The sequence below is a fragment of the Mesorhizobium sp. M2E.F.Ca.ET.219.01.1.1 genome, from assembly GCF_004016445.2.
In the GTDB taxonomy this organism is placed as follows: domain Bacteria; phylum Pseudomonadota; class Alphaproteobacteria; order Rhizobiales; family Rhizobiaceae; genus Mesorhizobium.
This window is the reverse complement of record NZ_SADT02000003.1, coordinates 526,428-542,017: the sequence shown is the minus strand read 5'-3', so window position 1 is coordinate 542,017 and position 15,590 is coordinate 526,428. Positions and strand designations below refer to the sequence as shown.

7 protein-coding genes and 3 pseudogenes are annotated in these 15,590 nt (G+C 59.3%); 3 read left to right on the top strand and 7 right to left on the bottom strand.

Features of this window, described 5'->3' with window-relative positions; genetic code table 11:
- The first annotated feature begins 289 nt into the window (after positions 1 to 289).
- Positions 290 to 805, top strand: a complete 516-nt coding sequence (locus tag EN862_RS19845) for a DUF2285 domain-containing protein (RefSeq protein WP_245329899.1) — start codon at positions 290 to 292, stop codon at positions 803 to 805.
- Positions 806 to 1,592: 787 nt separating this feature from the next.
- Here EN862_RS19845 and EN862_RS19840 read toward each other — a convergent pair.
- The 7 genes and pseudogenes from EN862_RS19840 to EN862_RS19810 all read right to left on the bottom strand — a co-directional run bounded on the left by EN862_RS19840 (position 1,593) and on the right by EN862_RS19810 (position 11,745).
- The gene (locus EN862_RS19840) at positions 1,593 to 3,068 is read right to left on the bottom strand and encodes an NAD-dependent succinate-semialdehyde dehydrogenase (protein ID WP_126102500.1); all 1,476 of its coding nucleotides are present in this window, start codon (positions 3,066 to 3,068) and stop codon (positions 1,593 to 1,595) included.
- A gap of 405 nt (positions 3,069 to 3,473) precedes the next feature.
- A pseudogene (locus EN862_RS37530) lies at positions 3,474 to 4,199 on the bottom strand (pitrilysin family protein); the annotation flags it as partial.
- Between the two features lie 549 nt (positions 4,200 to 4,748).
- A pseudogene (locus tag EN862_RS19830) lies at positions 4,749 to 6,053 on the bottom strand (pitrilysin family protein); the annotation flags it as partial.
- A 1,950-nt stretch (positions 6,054 to 8,003) separates the two neighbouring features.
- Positions 8,004 to 9,248, bottom strand: coding sequence for a HAMP domain-containing sensor histidine kinase (locus EN862_RS19825; protein ID WP_167506950.1), 1,245 nt, complete (start codon positions 9,246 to 9,248; stop codon positions 8,004 to 8,006).
- Between the two features lie 80 nt (positions 9,249 to 9,328).
- Positions 9,329 to 9,988 (bottom strand): response regulator transcription factor, encoded by a 660-nt coding sequence (locus EN862_RS19820; protein WP_126097376.1) that lies wholly within the window; start codon positions 9,986 to 9,988, stop codon positions 9,329 to 9,331.
- A 619-nt stretch (positions 9,989 to 10,607) separates the two neighbouring features.
- Positions 10,608 to 11,042: pseudogene (locus EN862_RS19815) on the bottom strand (helix-turn-helix domain-containing protein); the annotation flags it as partial.
- A gap of 244 nt (positions 11,043 to 11,286) precedes the next feature.
- Positions 11,287 to 11,745, bottom strand: a complete 459-nt coding sequence (locus EN862_RS19810) for a response regulator transcription factor (protein ID WP_245458615.1) — start codon at positions 11,743 to 11,745, stop codon at positions 11,287 to 11,289.
- A gap of 754 nt (positions 11,746 to 12,499) precedes the next feature.
- Here EN862_RS19810 and EN862_RS19805 point away from each other — a divergent pair.
- Together EN862_RS19805 and EN862_RS19800 are read left to right on the top strand one after the other, a co-directional pair.
- Entirely contained in the window at positions 12,500 to 13,621 is a 1,122-nt protein-coding gene (locus tag EN862_RS19805; RefSeq protein WP_126097377.1) for a DUF418 domain-containing protein, read from the top strand.
- Positions 13,622 to 15,163: 1,542 nt separating this feature from the next.
- Entirely contained in the window at positions 15,164 to 15,376 is a 213-nt protein-coding gene (locus EN862_RS19800; protein WP_127249593.1) for a cold-shock protein, read from the top strand.
- The last annotated feature ends 214 nt before the right edge of the window (positions 15,377 to 15,590 follow it).

The following is a 15,590-nucleotide window of genomic DNA, read 5'->3' as shown; positions in this document are numbered from 1 at the left end:
GTCATGAATCTCCTGACTGGCGCGGATCAGGCCGATTGGCGGGATGAAAGATCATACGACTACACCGCTGGCCTGACGCTGCGGGAGTGGGCTTGGGAGTTCTTACGCCGCAATCCAGCGTTCCAGCGCGATCTGACCGCTGCGCGCCAGCATTGCAAGACTTGGTCTCTCCAATCCTTTCTCGATATGGTCGCGTCGGCCGGCGACCTGTCACGCTGGGGTGTTCTGTTTCGCGGAGTCTTGTGGCCGCGCTTCGGTCGTATTCTGGTGTCCGCTCTGGTGCGTCCATGTGCTGCCGGTCATTGCGGAACGGTTGCCTGCCTCGTCGCCGACACCGCCGTTCGAACTCTCGGCATTGCCCTGTCGTGCAACCGTCCTGCTGGCGCCCGACAAGAGCCAGCATGTTCTTCTTCGCAATGCGGACCACGCGCTGCAGCTCGCCGTCTCGGGCGCGAATATCCTCCACCCTGTTTGCCTGCATACGCAAGCCATCTGGCCCGCGGTGCTTTTAAAGCATCGACTGAGGGGACTGGAGTGCCTCAATGCTCTCAGTCTAGGGCAACAGTTGCCCCCCCGCTTGTTTGCGCCGGAAAAGCGCGGCGTCCGTTTGTCCTTCGTTCTTCGTGCGCTCGACGGTTCGCTCGCCGGAGCACCTCATCGCGAGCTCGCCGAAGTTCTCATCGGTCAACGGCGCGTCCATGCCGACTGGGCGGATCCTCGCGATCATCTGCGCGACCGCATCCGTCGGGCCGTCTCGCGTGGCCGCGCGCTCATGAATGGTGGCTACAGAGATTTCCTAATTTGAAAAGCGACAGTCCGCGCTGTGCGTCGGTGGATGAACGTTCGCTCGCAGCTGTACCCGTCACCAACAGTTCGCCCGCCGACAGGACTGCATGGCGCCTTGCAAGGTGCGCTCTGGTCTAGCTTGTCGATGCCGCAATGAGATGGGCGAGGGTGCCAAGGCGGTGGTTCATTAGGGCCGGCCTCGACCTGGACGCACATCATTGGTCGGAAAGCGGCGTGCACCGCAATGTCGCCATAGCAGCCAAGATCCTTTGAGTCCGGACCTGCAGTCCTGTTGGACCGGCGGGTGCAACAATATGGAGGGATTTGAGGCCTCACACCGCTCCCTGGTCGACAGCTCGGTCAGACATAGCACCCACCGCTTGATTATGGAAATGGTGTGCCTGGAGTGCAGCGAGTAGCGGCTTGCTGCGCACTGTCCTAAGAACAGCAGTCATGACCCGTCTGGGGGTCTGCAACACGACGATTCAACCGCTTGGGCATTGTCGCATATCCCCACAATGTAGAATGCGCAACAGGGCAAAAGCTGATCCATCGGCGGTTTATCAATGCTTTTTGGCTTGGCACGGCACATGCAACGCAATCGGCAAAAGGCGCACGAACTGAGTGGCCCATCGGCCCTAGGAGCGCTGACTTATGCCCTCCCAAGGCATGTCCGGCCCGGCAGCGAGCTCAGTCTCCTGCCGGGCATCCGTGTTTCAGGTCAACGGCGTTTGGAACTTCCAATTAGGTGGCGGCATTGGCCGCAGGCCGCCCCCCGGTGGGGCGGAGAGACAGTGCAGCAGGTTTCAAATCCCGCCCATGCAAAGATATTTCATTTCCAGATAGTCCTCGAGGCCATGACGGGAACCCTCCCGCCCGATGCCGGATTGTTTGATCCCGCCAAACGGTGCCGCCTCCGAGGACATGCGTCCCGTGTTGATGCCAACCATGCCATATTCCAGAGCCTCTGCCACACGCCAGACCCGCTTCAGGTTTGAGGCATAGAAGTATGCGGCGAGGCCGTAGATCGTGTCATTGGCCTCGCGCACGACCTGATCCGCATCGTTGAAGCGAATGATCGGCGCGAGCGGCCCGAATGTCTCCTCTTGCGCGACTGCCATGACGCTGGAAATCTCGGTGAGGACCGTGGGTTCGAAAAACGTGCCATTCTTGCCGATACGTTGGCCCCCACATCGTATTGTGCCGCCTTTCGCAATGGCATCTGCGATGTGAGACTCGATCTTGGCCAGAGCATGCCTGTCGACGAGCGGTCCGATGTCTACTCCGGCACCGAATCCGTCGCCAACCGACAAGTGCCGGACTTTCTCCACGAATTTCTTGACGAACTCATCGTGAACGCTCGATTGGACGTAAATACGGTTCGCCGAAACGCAGGTCTGGCCGGCATTGCGAAACTTCGCCTGGATCGCACCGTCAACAGCAGCGTCGATGTCGGCATCATCGAAGATGATGAAAGGTGCGTTGCCGCCGAGCTCAAGGCTAACCTTCTTGATCTGGTCAGAGCACTGACGCATCAGCAGCCGCCCGACCTCGGTCGAACCGGTGAAGCTGATCTTGCGGATCTTGGAATTGGTGCAGAGTTCACGGCCGACGCGATCACCTTCGGACGCATAGATCAGGTTGACCACGCCATCGGGAAAGCCGGCCTGATGGGCAAGGGCGAACATTGCGCCAGCCACGAGCGGCGTCTGTTCAGCGGGCTTGAGCACGATCGTGCAGCCCGCAGCCAAGGCCGGCGAGATCTTGCGCGCCACCATGGAGGCCGGGAAATTCCATGGCGTGATCGTGCCAACAACGCCGATGGGCTGCTTGATCACTAGCATTCGGCGGTCTGTCGAGGGTGCCGAGATCGTCTCGCCATAGACGCGATTGGCCTCCTCGGCATACCATTGCAGATACGCCGCCGCATGCGATACCTCTGACACGGCTTCGGCAAGCGGCTTGCCCATTTCCGCGGTCAGAATCGCGGCGAGATCGCCTGCATGGTCGATGATCAGCTGATGCCATCGCCAAAGAACGTCGCTACGCTCTCGGGCAGTCAACGCGGCCCATCCCGACTGCGCAACATAGGCCTTGTCTACCGCAGCACGTGTCTCCTCCACGCCCATATCGGGAAGCTCTGCCAAAACTTCGCCGGTCGACGGATTGACGACCTCGAACGTCTTATTGCCAACCGGTCTGCCGAGTGCCGGCAGGCGGTCGATGGCTCCAAACAGGTGCGGGGATTTCAGACGGCGGATCATCGGCAGGCACAGGGGCAATACCGGATTCCTCCTCAACGCAGCGAACATCCAGGTCGACAGGCCGTCGGTGTGTATTCTGCACCAGCGGGTTCGTCCTAGGGCCTCGGCAAAGCAGTTGGTAGACCAAACATACGACAACAGTTCCGTTAGTTTGAGTGCCCGCGGTTCATCAGTTGATGGATTGAGCAGCCGGATGTTTGCTTCATCCACCCGCTGCCTGCTGGTGGCGTGCGAGTGTATTCTGCAAAAGGCGGCATGCATGCTGAGGAGCGCCTTTTCGGCGAGAGGCCCCTGGACCGCCAATGCCGCGCAAGGCCCGCGAAACGACTCCGCGGGTCTGCATGATCTGCTTGGCCCACCGGCCTCCATATTCGCTCTTCCCACGAGAAGCCCCAAGGAAGAAGGAAGGCGAGATGAGTTTCTTTACTCATCCTTGCCGCCCAGCGGCGGGCCGACCACCAAAATGGCGGGCTCGGCCGAAAGCAGCTTCTTGGCCGCCGCCTTGACCTGTTTGAGCGTCACCCGACCGATGCTGCGGGCGCGACGCTGGTTGTAGTCGACGTCGGCATTTTGAATCTGCAAATCCAGGAGCCGGTCTGCAATCGAGCTGGTCGAGCCCAGACGGTCAATGGCATAGGTGCCGATCAGGTGCTTCTTCGCCGCCTTGAGCTCGGCCCCGGTCGGTCCTTGCTGCGCCATCTGCTTTACCACCTCTCGCACGATGCTCAGCGTTTGGGCGGCGCAATCCGAGCGTGTCTCTGTCGTAACCAGAAGCTTGTCAAGGGTCAGTTCAGAGCTGACGTGATAGGCAAGGCCGCGTTTTTGGCGTACCTCCTCGTAAAGGCGGGAAGTCAAGTATGAGCCGCCAAGGATGTCGTTCATCAGCACGGCGGCGTAGAAATTCGGCGCGCTACGCTTCACGCCAGGCCAGGCCAACGTTAGCGAAGTCTGCGGCAGGTCGTAGTTCTCCTCCACCAGTTGACCGAGTTTCGGCGCGACATCGTAGACGGGGACGAGGGTTTGTTGCTCAGGCAAATCACCAAACAGCTGGTCAAGCCTTTCCCTCAACGTGTTCGCGTCAATGTCACCCACCACGGCAATATGGAGCCCGTCGCGAGCGAAAATGGCCTGGTGGAAGGCGAGGAGGTCGGACGGCGTGATGCCGGCGAGGCTCTCTTTTGTGCCTTCTCCCGGCCTTGAACAAGGATGCGCGCCGTAGATCGCGCGCAGCCATTTGCGCTGAGCGATTGCGCCAGGGTCTCGCTCGCTGCCGACGATGCCGGAGACAATCTCGGCGCGGACGCGATCGATCGGCCCCTGGTCGAAGCGCGGCGCGTTCAGCGCGAGCCGAAGCAGGCCGAACGCGGCGTCCTGCTTTTTGGAAAGCATGCACACCGATCCGTAGATGTCGTCGCTTTGCGCGTCCAAACTCATTTCGGCGCCGGCATCGTCGAGCTTCACCTGGAAGGCATCGCTGTCGTAATGGCCAGCGCCTTCGATGAACAGGCCGGCCATCAGTTTGGCCATCCCCTCCTTCCCGACCGGGTCCTGCGTGGTGCCGCCGTTGAAGGCAAAGCCGATGTTGACGATTTCCACTGTGTGGTCCTCCACCAGCCAGGCGATGATGCCCTTTTCGGACTTCACCTCCTGGATGTTCATCGCAGCATGGGGCTGAGCGCCGAGCGTCATCTCTTGATTCTCCGTCTTGGGCAAGAGATAGCCCGTGGTCGAACGGTCGAACGCGAGATAGCGGGCGGCAACTGCTTTGATTTGCGCGGCGGTAACCCTGCGGATGCGAGACGGCCGTTCCTCGACATCTTTCACGGTGCCGCCGGTGGCCAGCGTCGAGCCGTAGATGCAGGCGAGGTCGTCCTGGTCGTCTTCGGCAAAGATCATATCGCGCACAAAGCGCTCCTTGGCCTTGCCCAGTTCCTCGCTGCTGACACCATCCTTGGCAATGCGAGCGACTTCGGCAGCGGCCGCCGCTTCGAGATCGGCCAGCTTGGCATCGCCGCGCGGCGCGCCATAGATGGCGAACCTGGTGTCGTCGAGCATGGTGCCCTGGAAATAGGCGCAGGCGCTGGAAGCGATACCTTGCTGGACAGCGAGCGCCTGGTAAAGCCGGCTGCGGTTACCGCCGCCGAGGATTTCGGACAGCAGGTCGAGCGCTTCGGCCTCGCCCGGCTTGGCGGTATGGTAAGACGGCACCACCCACTGCGTCGAAAAACTGGGCACGCTGACGCGGGCGTCGGAGAGCGTGACGGTGCGCCTGGTGTTCTGCTCGGGCTCAACCGGCCGGATGCGCGGCGGCAGGTCGGGCCCGCGCGCCACCTTGCCATAGGTCTTCTCGGCCAGCACCTTCACCGTTTCCGGCTCGACATCGCCGGCCACGATCAGCACGGAGTTGTTGGGCCAGTAGTATTTTTCATAGAAGGCGGTGGCGTCGACGCGGTTCAGCTGCTCGATCTCCTGCATCCAGCCGATGATCGGGATGCGATAGGGCTGGTTCTGCCACAGCGTCGCGTCGATCTCCTCATGGAGCACGTCCTGCGGGTTGGTGTCGGTGCTTGAGCGGCGCTCCTCGATGACCACGTCGCGCTCGGTCTTGACGACATCGTCGGTGAGGATGAGGTTTCGCATTCGGTCGGCCTCGAAGCTCATCATCAGCTCGAGCGCCGACGGCGCCACTGTCTGATAGAAGGCGGTGTAGTCGGAGGAGGTGAAGGCGTTGTTGGAGCCGCCGATCTCGAACACTGCGCGGTCGAATTCGCCGCCCGCATGGTTGGTCGTCGCCTTGAACATCAGATGCTCGAAGAAATGGGCGATGCCGGATTTGCCCGGCGGCTCGTCGGCGCTGCCGATCTTGTACCACACCATGTGGGTGACGATCGGCGCCCGGTGGTTGGGAATGACGACCACCTCCATGCCGTTGTCGAGCACGAAATCCCTCGCCTTGCCGTCCTCCCATGCGACGGGGATCGGAGCCGGCCCCGCGCCGACCAACTCGGACGCAACGGACGTCCTGCGAAGCCCATGAGTGCGGGGCTTGCTTGGTAGTTCTGGTAGGGAGAGTGGGGTTATGGGCTGCGTTCCTGGCAAAGTGATCTGTTCCTCATTTTGAAGGATCTATGTCTCCCGAACGCCTATTGGGAGAAAGTGGATCGGCACGCGACGCCGAGCCACATGAGCCGTCAGCGTGTTGCTGGGCCTGACGCGAGCCTCATCTTTGGATGCGTCCGGGAAACTTTCGGCATGGTGAGGCCATGGGAAGTCTGCTCGTTATCCATTGGGTGTTTGCGGATACCTGAGCATGCCCCGTGCCAAGTAAGAAAGCCCCGATTCGCAAGGTTTGATCCAACCTTGATACTTGCGATATCCGACATTGTCGGGCATCCGACAGAAAGCGCCTTTCGCCGGCGCGCCGGCTATGACGCTCGCCTCCTCCGGCGTGACGACGATCCTTTGGCGGGCGCCGCGCACACCGATCTGCCCGCCTATCAGCACCGCGACATCGAAGGACAGCGCGATCGTGACTGGATGGGTCTTACGCAAACATGCAGCAGTGCCACCGCGATCAGGACTTCATCCGCCCCACAAAGACCCGAGCGCGAGGGACGACGTGTAAGGCAACATGTCATCCTCGATAATGATGCCGCGCATAAAGAGGTAAGGTCCCTCGTCGTACCGGCGAGCCCCTTCGCTGGGTCTCGCGAGGGTCTGGTTTGCGAACGTCGACCGACAGCATCACGGCATGGGCGGCCCCATCGGTAGGCAAGCATTGACCGTGCCATCAGCGTTGAGGCAGCGCAGAGCCCAATTTCCCGGTGCCAGCCGGTACGTTGGAGCTTCAACTGTGGCCAGCCAAGCGGGCCGAGGCCGTGAAACTCCTGATACCCTGGACCGTCCGGATTGCAACGCACGACGCCTTGGTCTCGCGCCAACGTCCATTGACGCTCAGCGAAGCATCATGCGGACGAGCTGGGAAAGCTTGGCCGGGCCGGCGCCTTCCCAGGCGCACGGGACGCGCGACGACCCATGTGGACCTTGGATTTCACTACGCACTTACGCTGCTTTGGCCTTGTCAGCAGCCTGAGCATAAAGCGTGCTCAGCTTTCAGGGCGAGCCTCTTTCATGTTGATAGCATCTGTCGTCATTCAGGATCGCCCCATTTTCGCATGCCGCTTGCAGCTTTCAGACTGTTGTCAGCCAGGGCCGCCATAAAGGGTCTCGTTTAACGCATTCGGGAGGCTTCATGACTCGACCACATTAATTTCGGGCGGTTCGCCGGCGCTCCGAATGGCACTTAACACCAGATCCTCTCCAAACCCGTGATGATCCAAGAGGAAAACGAAAAATCCCTAAATCAGAAAAAAGCACCGATACGGTCGGCTCCAGGCTGATGAAATTGCGGTCTCACTGGCCACGCACGATACTTGCGATGGCGATGGCCATTGCAAAGGCCGGTCAAGCACCCAAGACGCTGACAAGCACGCCTCCGACCAAAGCTCGATCGTTGGCAGCCTTTCTAGCCGTATACTTGGGGCATTTTGGGCCGGCGATCCGGACGCCGATTAAAACCTGCCGGTCGTCTAAATGGAATGGTTGGTCCGGGTCCTTACTGGACCTGCGCCAACCCGATCGGGCCGGCGCACAGGGGCACCCAGACAATTGGACACGTCGCCTTTGCGCGGCGGCTTGCACTTTCTCGGATGGCCTCTTTTCTCCCCGGGCGAAATCGAGCGAGCGGTGAGGCGGAGCCTTCGATTTTGCCGATCATGTCGTGTCGCTTCGATCGAACTGCTCAGACGATGATAGCGGCATTGATTGCCGCGGCCGAAATGCGTTGTGTGAAGTACGATTTCTACGCCGTATACATACTGCCGTACAGTTCGCCATGTCAGCAGCCTTGCCAGCAATCCGCCCTGTGTCCAAATGTCGTCGAATTCACCGGTGTCATTGAGGAATTCGTATGATCGCCTCGAAACCATCATTGCGACCGCGGGCGGGCGACGCAAGCTCTAGACTGCCACCGATCCGCTGGATAACCATGTTAGCGATATGTAGACCAAGGCCTGAGCCCGCAGCAGGAGTAGCACCACGACTAAATCGCTTTGTAAGCCCTTCGAGGTCGGGGAGGGGCACCACCGGTCCGGCGTTTGCAATAGCGATGGTTCCATCAGTTTGGACGGAAACTGTTGTCGGAACAGTGGGCAGTCCATGTATCAGCGCATTCTCGATCAGGTTACGAAGGAGGATCCCAAACGCATCGACATCCACTTTGCGCATCAAAGTGGGGCAGCCGTCGACGTTAAGATGCAGGCGTCCGGCATATTGCGGCTTTTTCCTCAGGTCGTCGATTTCCAGCCGAACCGATCGGACAAGATCGATCGCGTGATCCGCCATGCCAACCCCCGATTCGGCTTGAGCGAGCTGAAGCACTTTTTCGACAAGGCGGCCAAGGCTCGACAGCGCTTGCTCGATGCCGCGCGCACGCATTTTGGCCGACCCATTGGGAAGCTCGGCCACTAATCTCTGCATCTGAGCGATTGAACCTGCGATCGGCGTGCGCAGTTCATGCGCACTGTTTGCGGCGAACTCGCGTTCGGCCTCGAGAGCCGCCCGCAGACGATCGAGAAGCCGATTGACGGATGCCGCGATTGGAGCCAACTCTGCCGGGAAATCGCCCAAGTCCATTGGTGACAGATTGCCGCCGTCGCGCGATCCGATCTGCTGTCGCAGTACCTCGATTGGCCGCAGCGAGCGCCGGATCACGATCCACCAAACAGCTAAGCTAAAGGGCAGGAGCACGAGTGTCGGAAGGAAGACAAAAAGTGCGCCCTTCGCGATTGTGGTACGGCGGCCATGAAGCGGTTCGGCCAACTGATGATACACGCCGTCTTGGATCTCCTCTGTGTAGACGCGGTAATCAGCGTTTCCCCAAAAGCCGTTACTCAGGGGAGCATCAGGGAAGGGCTGCTGACCCTCTTCCGGTTCAGAAATAAGCACTATCCCGTACTTATTAATAACCTGCTCACGATAGGTAAAGTACTTTTCGTAAGTGGGAAAGTTGTTATTGTATTGATCAACGTGTTTTCCATTCAAGACCTTGATCAGCTCTGGTTGTCTGTACTTTGCGCTCCCCTGGAGCAAGTCATCCGAACTTTCGTTTACATAATTGCAAAAAATGAACGCAGCCATGGTTGGGGCGGCGATCCAAACCAGGAGCGTTGCCCCGCCTAACCACGATAGCAGCTTTCTCGTCATGCTGTTCGAGTTCGTCATGTGACCACGAGCCTGTATCCGGAGCCACGCACGGTTGCTATTCTATCCCCGCCGATCTTCTTGCGGAGCCGGCTGACATAAACCTCCACTGTGTTGCTCTCGAACTCCGAATTGAATGAATAAAGCGCGTGCTCGATCCTCCCCTTTGAAACGACCGAACCGGGCTGGCGTAGAAGGCAGTCGAGCACCGCCCATTCGCGTCCAGACAGGTGGACCTCCTGCCCGTCGCGGAAGAGGCGTCGCTCGGCTGCCTGTATGGAAAGCGTCCCAACCGAAAATTGCGGCTCCGGAAAATGCCCTTGGCGACGTGCCACTGCACGGATGCGTGCCGAGAGTTCCCCCAGATCGAACGGCTTGACCAAATAGTCGTCGGCGCCAGCGTTGAGCCCCTCGATGCGATGCGAAATCCGATCGCGGGCTGTCAGAATGATGACCGGCGTTGTATCAAGCCCCTTGATCAGCTCCCGCAGATAGTCGATGCCATTGCCGTCCGGCAGGTGAACGTCGAGCAAAATAACGTCGTAGCCGGCCACAGCTGCATGACCGCGCGCTCCGGACAGGCCCTCGGCCCAGTCGACCGCGTGGCCACCAGCCACCAAATGATCGTGCACAGCACTTCTAAGGTCGTCGTCGTCTTCAATGAGCAGTATTCGCATCAGGCTGCCGAGCTCCGGTATGAGGGCAAGGCTCCTGCCTTATTGATCGAAGCTGACAGTAGGCTGAACCGGCGCCAGCGAATATCTGGGGGCTTTCAGGCTGCTGTCAGCTACAATTGCAAGAAAGGGGTCGTTAACAAAGCCAAACGAAGAGCCCCTATGAAACCCCTCCTGATCTCGGCACTTTTGCTCAATGTGACCACCGGCGGCTGTACACTGGTTGGCGGGCAATTCGACGTGGCGGTCAACGAATGGCAGCCGCGCCACGCGTCAATGTCCAGGCTTGAAACTGACAGGTGTCTTAAATACGAGGGCACCGTAGCGGGTGCCTCCAGTTATCGAACAGTGCCTAGCAGGTCAGAAGTGCACTTTGACCATAGGGGTCGTCCGTATTTTCGGCGCTCGCGAACAGAGTCGACGGTCAATCGATGCGCCACTGCCAGAGTCTGGAACGGTCAAGTGTTTGTTATCCCCCGTCCGGGCCATATTCTCTGCCGAGGACCAAGAAGGCCCTATTTTCGGTGCCCACGAACAGAGCCAACGGTCAATCGATGCGCCACTGCCAGGGTCTGGAACGGTCAAGTGTTTGTGATCCCCTGTCCCGGCCGTGTTCTCTGCCGAACTCGCCCTTGTAGTCGGCACACCAAAGATCGTTAGGGCGACAGCCGTTTGAAAGTGGTGTCCCCGTCGCCCTGTTGCGCCTGCGCTTGCGGCGCTCGACCATGCCGTGGCGGTCGAGCACGGCATGCACGGTCGAGATCGCGGGCCGGTGCACATCCGGATACAGCCGGGCCAGCCGCTCGCGTATCTTCGGCGCACCCCATGTCGGCTTGTCTTGCTTGAGGCGCACAATCAGCTTCTCGATTTGAAACGGAAGCTGATTGGCGTGGCGATAGGGCCGCCGCGATCGGTCCGTCAGCCCCTCCAGGCCGCTGTCGTTGTAGCGCGTGAGGATCTTGTAGCCGGTCTTGCGCGAGATATCGAACTCCCGGCAAAGCACCGCCATCTTCTCGCCGTCCAGCAGCCGGGCGACGAACTTCAGCCGCTCTTCCATGACGTTACACTCCTTCCAAGGCACCTTGCTCTCCTTGCAAAGGGCCGAAAGTTTAACCCATCTATCCGGAATGAACTGTCACCCATCTCTCGGGAAGGGCAGTCATGGCCAAGGCAACTGGAAGCCGAATTTTCTTTTAGAGTATGAATCAGCGCCGTCTGCCGAAAAGCGCGTCCACGATCTTCCCTTTTGAAACGACCGTGCAGGGCTGGGGCAGACGGTAGTCGAGCACCGCCCATCCGCGTCAAGTCAGGTAGACCTCCTGCCCCTCGCGGAAGAGGCGTCGCTCGGCTGCCTGTATGGAAAGCGTCCCAACCGAAAATTGCGGCTCCGGAAAATGCCCATGGCGACGTGCCACTGCATGGATACGCGCTGAGAGTTCCCCCAGATCGAACGGCTTGACCAAATAGTCGTCGGCTCCAGCGTTGAAGCCCTCGATGCGATGCGAAATCCGATCGCAGGCTGTCAGAATGATGACCGGTGCCGATTCAAGTTCCTTGATCAGCTCCCGCAGATAGTCGATCCCATTGCCGTCCGGCAGGTGAACGTCGAGCAAAATAAGGTCGTAGCCGACCACAGCTGCATAATCGCGCGCTTCGGACAGGTTCTTGGCCCAGTCGACCGCGTGGCCACCAGCCACCAAATGATCGTGCATAGCACTTCCAAGGTCCTTATCGTCTTCAGTGAGCAGTATTCGCATCATGCTTCCGAGCTCCGGTATGAGGGCAAGGCTCCCATCTTATTGGTCGAAGCTGACAATAGGCTGAACCGGCGGCAGCGAATTATTTGGGGAGCTTTCAGGCTGCTGTCAGCTACAACTTGCAAGAAAGGGGTCGTTAACAAAGCCAAACGAAGAGCCCCTATGAAACCCGTCCTGACCTCGGCACTTTTGCTCAATGTGACCCCCGGCGGCTGCATCAGCAAATTGATTTGGGAAACAGGCGCGCCGGTTCTAATGACCGACGCAGGCCGAGGTCTGGAACAGCTGGACCAGCGAACGGCGTCTTCGGTTTTTCAGGCAACAGCCACATGGAAGAATATGATTGGCTCGACCATGCGCCGAGCTTTGTCGAACGGATTGGTCGCGGGCGCACCACCACAGATTATGGCAGGTTTACGCCCTGGCCTTGACACCCGGGGTGATCGTCACCGGCGGAGCCGCGGCGTACTGATCGGATATCCAACGTCGCTGAGTCTCTCGTCGGTGCAGTGGATCTCTCGGCTTAGCCATCATGCAAAAAACGACGGTTCCGCGACACCACTTTTCAGGTCCGTGACACAGGCTTTGTGAGCCGATCTGTTGTTCTTACCCCAGGCTAATGGCTGAACAGCTCTGTCGCCGGCTCGATGCGCCAGATGGCGCGATGTTTTGAACCCTTTCACGAGGCGACGGCAGCAGCCGACCGGCTCTCCTATCGCGGCTCCCGCGATCCACACACCCAACAAGGGAATCTACCATGGTAATGAAGGCACCGGTTGCCGACGCTAGGAATGGGTCGGTAGTAGATCGGCTGGTCGGCATCGACCTCGCTCGGGGCCTGGCTGTCTTCGGGATGTATGCCGCCCATCTCGGTCCCGACCCCGGCGAAGGAGGACTAGTCGGGTTTCTGATGGAACTAACCCATGGGCGGCCGTCGGCCCTGTTTGCCGTATTGGCCGGTTTTTCAATCCTCCTGATTACAGGTCGCAAGGCGCCGAAGTCGGGGATAGCCGGTAGACAGGCCATCGCCAGAGTCGCAATTCGTGCCCTTGTTTTGCTCGCGCTTGGCTCAATCCTGGGCTGCCTCGGTACCCAGGTCGAAGTCATCCTAGAATACTACGGAATTTGCTTCTTGTTGGTATTGCCGCTCCATCGGCTCAGCGCATATCAGCTGGGCTTGATCGCTGCCGCTACGGCATTAGTTCTCCCGCAAGTCCGTTCCTCCCTTCTGTCGGTTGCCCCCAACCTCCTCGACCCGGTCTTCAACCTCATGGTCAACGGCTACTATCCCGCGGTGACCTGGGTTCCTTTCCTCATCGCTGGCATGGCCATCGCGCGCCTTAATCTTAATACGCTAGCAGCGCATTGGCGCCTTGGTCTGGCGGGGGTCGCGCTGGCCGTGTTGGGCCATGGGGGATCCTTGCTCGCGCTGAGTTCCCGCGCTTTGACTGAAACCTCCTTGTGGTGGTCTGACGTTGACGGCGCTTTTGAGCCTTCCAAGTCGTCATTTATAGTCAAGTCGTCATGGATAGCCGCACCTCATAGCGAAACGACGCTTTCGATCGTGGGCAGCACCGGTTGCGCAATGATCATCTTGGCGGCTTGCATGCTCGCTGTGGATGCGCTCCCGCGTCTGCGAAAGCTGGTCTGGCCAATAATCGCAGTCGGCTCGATGTCTTTGACGGCCTATGTGCTGCACATTGCGGGAATAGCCTATCTTATGAAGATAAACATTTTCAAAGACGAGAGCCTGTCCACGCTCTTTGGCTTCGTTGTGGTTATCAGCACTTTTGCGGTGCTTTGGCTGCGCGTCTTCCAGCGAGGACCGGTGGAAGTGCTGATGGGTAGGGTCGCAGATCTCGCGCGTCACATCCGCTGAGCACCGCCGCGCCCCGGCCTCCCGATCACATTACGGACAAGGTGGGGCTTTGTCCAAAGCTTGTTCGCGGCAGGGGAGGGTACTTCCTCCCACCCTGCCGCCTTGTTGATGGAAGCTAAAACGGTCGCGCAGGCGCTAGAGTTGCATCGGCATAATCAGCTTAAACTCGCGAAGTTAAACCCGCGGTTGGTCTATCTCGGCCCGCCTCACCTGAAAGGCTAAGGTATCCGTTTCGGTCAAGGGTTTTAGGGGCCATTTTCGCTGCGCCTTGAGGAGAGCGTTTGCTAGGATGAGGAGCTTTCGCAACAAGATGATGACCTTTGCGGGTTTGCCTGCCGCCTTTAGCGCCTGGTATTTTGCCTTGAGGTCGGGGTTGAAGCGCAGGGCGAAGGCCGGGCATGTAGAGGGCCTGGCGAACATTGGCCCGGCCGCCCCGGATGAAGGCGCGGCCGCTCCATTTTGCCGAGGCCGGCGAGGCTTGCGGCCTTTGGTTCCGAGTTCCGGCATGTCGATGGTGAGTGTGCAGGCGGTGGCATCCGATGCGCCATATGCTGGTCAGGATTTCGCGGCGCTGGACAGCGTCGGGATCGGCTTTCATGAGGGTAAGCATCGTCTGATCGATATCGCTGAGTTCACGTGGATCTGCTTCCAGCCACTCGTTGTTGTGGCGCCTGAGCAAGGCAAGCGGTCAAGGTCTGGCTCTGGTGCTGGCTGCGGTGCGATCCCCGCACGGGCCAGGTGCCGATCGTGTCGACGATCCACCTCGCCGCGGCCAGAGAGCTGCTACTCTCTTCCGCTGTTCATTCTGGCCTCTTCGCAATGAATGTCATAAAATCACCTGTCGCAATTAATGGTTTTTGATTTGGCTCCAACAGCTGGCAGATATCGCCGAGAGTTCCGCAGAGAGCGTCGAAAGTTTTGGCCGCCTTCTTCCGCAGCCGCGCCTTGAGTTTTGAGCAGACCTGTCTTGATCGGGTTGAGATCGGGCGAGCATGGCGGCAGGATCAGGAGCCAGTGCCCCTTTGGCCAACCAGTGGGCGGCGCGTACCTTGCCGACAATCTGGGGTTCCGAACCCGACAGTTGGTTTTCAACCCGACAGTGGCCCGCCTCAGAGCAGGCTACCGCCCTTCGGAGCAGGCAGAAGCTAATCGAGGTTCGCGGGTTCCGGTTTGAATGTGCAGGTCGCTGCGCGCCTGATCTTTCGGTCTGGCGGCACATGACAAAAACCCTCATTTTGGCCGACGATACCCGGTCAGGAGCGGGTATCGCAGTCGAGAAGCGACCCGAGCACGTCCACAAGATGTGCCGAGTTTGCAAGGTGTGTCATTGTTTCTGTCAACGTTCGAGCGACAGGGCACGACGAAACGTCTGGCATACGCCTCGTCTGGCACGCGCCTCGCATATGTTGCAGTTGCTGCTGGAGATCAGGCGATCGAGTGGGCCTTGCAATTTTCCGATTTTGATGCGCCTAAAGTCTCGTGTACAAATCAGGCTGGCGTGAATGGCCTGCCTAAGTTGCGACTTATTACAAAGGAATGGATATGGCGACTGGAACGGTGAAGTGGTTCAACAGCACGAAGGGTTTTGGTTTTATTCAGCCTGACAACGGCGGTCAGGATGTCTTTGTCCACATTTCCGCTGTTGAACGAGCGGGCCTGTCGACCCTTAATGAGGGCCAGAAGATCAACTACGAGGTGGAACAGGATCGCCGCACGGGAAAGTCCTCTGCAGGCAGCCTCAGCAAGGTTGGCTAACGGTCCGGGAAAGCCTTGGCAAGGTTCGTCATCGCCGGAACGCATTGACGGCTCGAAACCCGGGCCGGAGCATGCAAGTTAATGCCGCGGCAGGGATTGCTGGAGCCATCATGAATTACTCTGGAAATGAGGCTCTTGGACGGGAAAGGCGGGGCTCATCCCCGCCCTTTGATTCCGCGCAGATTGGGCCAACGGCTGCTGCGCGTCCGAACGA